The sequence below is a fragment of the Nonomuraea sp. NPDC049141 genome, from assembly GCF_040648415.1.
Taxonomy (GTDB): Bacteria; Actinomycetota; Actinomycetes; order Streptosporangiales; family Streptosporangiaceae; genus Nonomuraea.
On sequence record NZ_JBEZDR010000158.1, the window covers coordinates 1 to 2063 of the forward strand.

Consider the following 2063-nt stretch of genomic DNA (forward strand, 5'->3'; position numbering starts at 1 on the left):
GTTCGCCGAGCTGCGTACCGTCTCCAACCCCGTCGGTCCCCGCGACCGCGACGCCTGGCGCATGCGCGAGGCGCTCGCCGCCCTCACCACCGCCGCCGCGGCCCTGACCTGAACCCGCCTACGCCGAGGGCCAGTTCGCAGCCGCGGGCCGACGGTCGAGGCGCAGGGCCCACGGCCGGCTCGTCTTGAACTGGTATCCGCAGGCGAGCAGCAGATCGACGCCGGTGTCCTCGGCGATCGCGTGGGCGGTGCGGATGCCGGAGCGATCCATCTCGTCGGCCAGCAACCCGACCAACCGGCGCCCGATGCCGAGCCGTCGACAGCCCTCCGCGACGAGAACACCGTCGAGCACGACCTCCCGTTCCTCACCCGGATCGTCGCCGTCGACCAGGTGCGGGCTGCGCTCGTGGGCCCGCAGCTCACCCACCAGTTCCCCGCCCGGCAGTTCCGCCACGAACCGCCACGACGTCGCCGGCAGGCCGCCGCCAGTCACGCGACGCAGCCGTACCGTCCGCTGGATCTCCATGGCACGTCGACGCCGGTCCCGGTGGCGACGATTCCGCTCGTACGTGGCCGGTGGCAGCGGTAGCGGCCAGCGCGCCGGGGGAAGGTTGTACCAGTTCGCCCACCAGGCACCCGGCCAGTCCTTCGGCTCCTTGACCTCCCAGACGTCGAGGTGAGCCGGGTACCGACGCCCTGCTTCGTCCCGCAGCGCCTCGTGCGGCACCGGTGGCAGCACCCGGTCGGCGGTCGCGGAGGTGTCGCGTACGCCGACTGCCACCTCCCCGCCGGCGGCCCGGAGGAGCCGTTCCACCGTACGGAACCGCGGGTCGGTAGCCCGGCCCGACTCGATCCGGGCCAGGGTCGCCTGGGGCACCCCCGACCGCTCGGCCAGTTCCCGCTGGCTCAGGTCCGCTCGGCGTCGTAGCGCCCGCAGGGCCGCACCAAGGTCGACGGCATCCGTCAGCTCTGCCACGACAACATGCTCCCGGTGCAACGCCTCGCCCTCAACACCCGTCCGCAGCCTGTGGATAAGCTTGTGGACAACGTTGACGCCAAGGGGTCGACCCACGGCACCGGACCGTCCACCGATCGGAACAGCCGCTCAAGGACGAGGACAGGACTCCTTCGCGACGCTGTCGAGCTGAATCGTCTACGACATCAGGCACCGCTGCGCGCGGCGCGTCCCAGGTGTCCCGCCCTGGCAGGGAGAAGAGCCGTGACCGCAGCGGCGATGAGGCAGCGGGCCGGGAGTGGGCGGCGGACGCGAGCAAGGCTGAATCGTCTACGACATCAGCTCGAAAGGACGCGTCAGGCAGGATCCGGCCGGCAGAGCGGAAGAGGTCAGGCGGGCGCGGCGGAGCGGATCCGGGTCACACCGGCGCTGGCGCGGTCGGGCGCTGGCACAGGGCGGGGATACGGTGAGGGCGTGGCGCTCTCGCTGGCTATCTCGCCCTGCCCCAACGACACGTTCGTCTTCCACGCCCTGGTGCACGGCCTCGTGCCCGGCGCCCCGCCGGTCGACGTCACGTACGCCGACGTGGACGTGACCAACACGGCTGCCGAGCGGGGGGCGTTCGACCTGGTCAAGGTGAGCTACGCGGCGCTGCCGTGGCTGCTGGACGACTACCACCTGCTGCCCTGCGGGGGTGCGCTCGGCCGTGGCTGCGGTCCGCTGGTGCTGACCCGCGGCGACCGCGGCCCCGGCCAGCCCGACGGCTCCGGCCGCGCCGACCTGAGTGGTGCCACGGTGGCGGTGCCGGGCGACCGGACCACGGCGTACCTGCTCTTCCGGCTCTGGGCTGCCGAGCGGCCCCCCGCGCGGATCGAGGTCGTGCCGTTCCACGAGATCATGCCGGGCGTCGCGGCCGGCCGGTACGACGCCGGGCTGGTCATCCACGAGGCCCGGTTCACCTACCCGCGGCACGGCCTGACCGCCCTGGTCGACCTCGGCGAGTGGTGGGAGGCCGACACCGGCCTGCCCATCCCCCTCGGGGCCATCCTGGCCCGGCGCGGCGCCGTCGACCCGGAGGCCGCCGCCGGGTGGGTGTTCATTGCGCGAT

General features: G+C 73.2%; 2 protein-coding genes. One reads left to right on the forward strand and one right to left on the reverse strand.

Annotation, left to right across the window (positions count from 1 at the left end; genetic code table 11):
• Positions 1 to 118: 118 nt before the first annotated feature.
• Positions 119 to 976: a GNAT family N-acetyltransferase gene (locus AB0B91_RS65420; protein ID WP_231925806.1), complete on the reverse strand. Its 858-nt coding sequence runs from the start codon at positions 974 to 976 to the stop codon at positions 119 to 121.
• 453 nt (positions 977 to 1429) lie between these two features.
• On the opposite strand from AB0B91_RS65420, the gene AB0B91_RS65425 reads away from it, so the two are divergent.
• The coding region (locus AB0B91_RS65425) for an MqnA/MqnD/SBP family protein (RefSeq protein WP_358343091.1) at positions 1430 to 2063 on the forward strand (634 nt) is incomplete at its 3' end.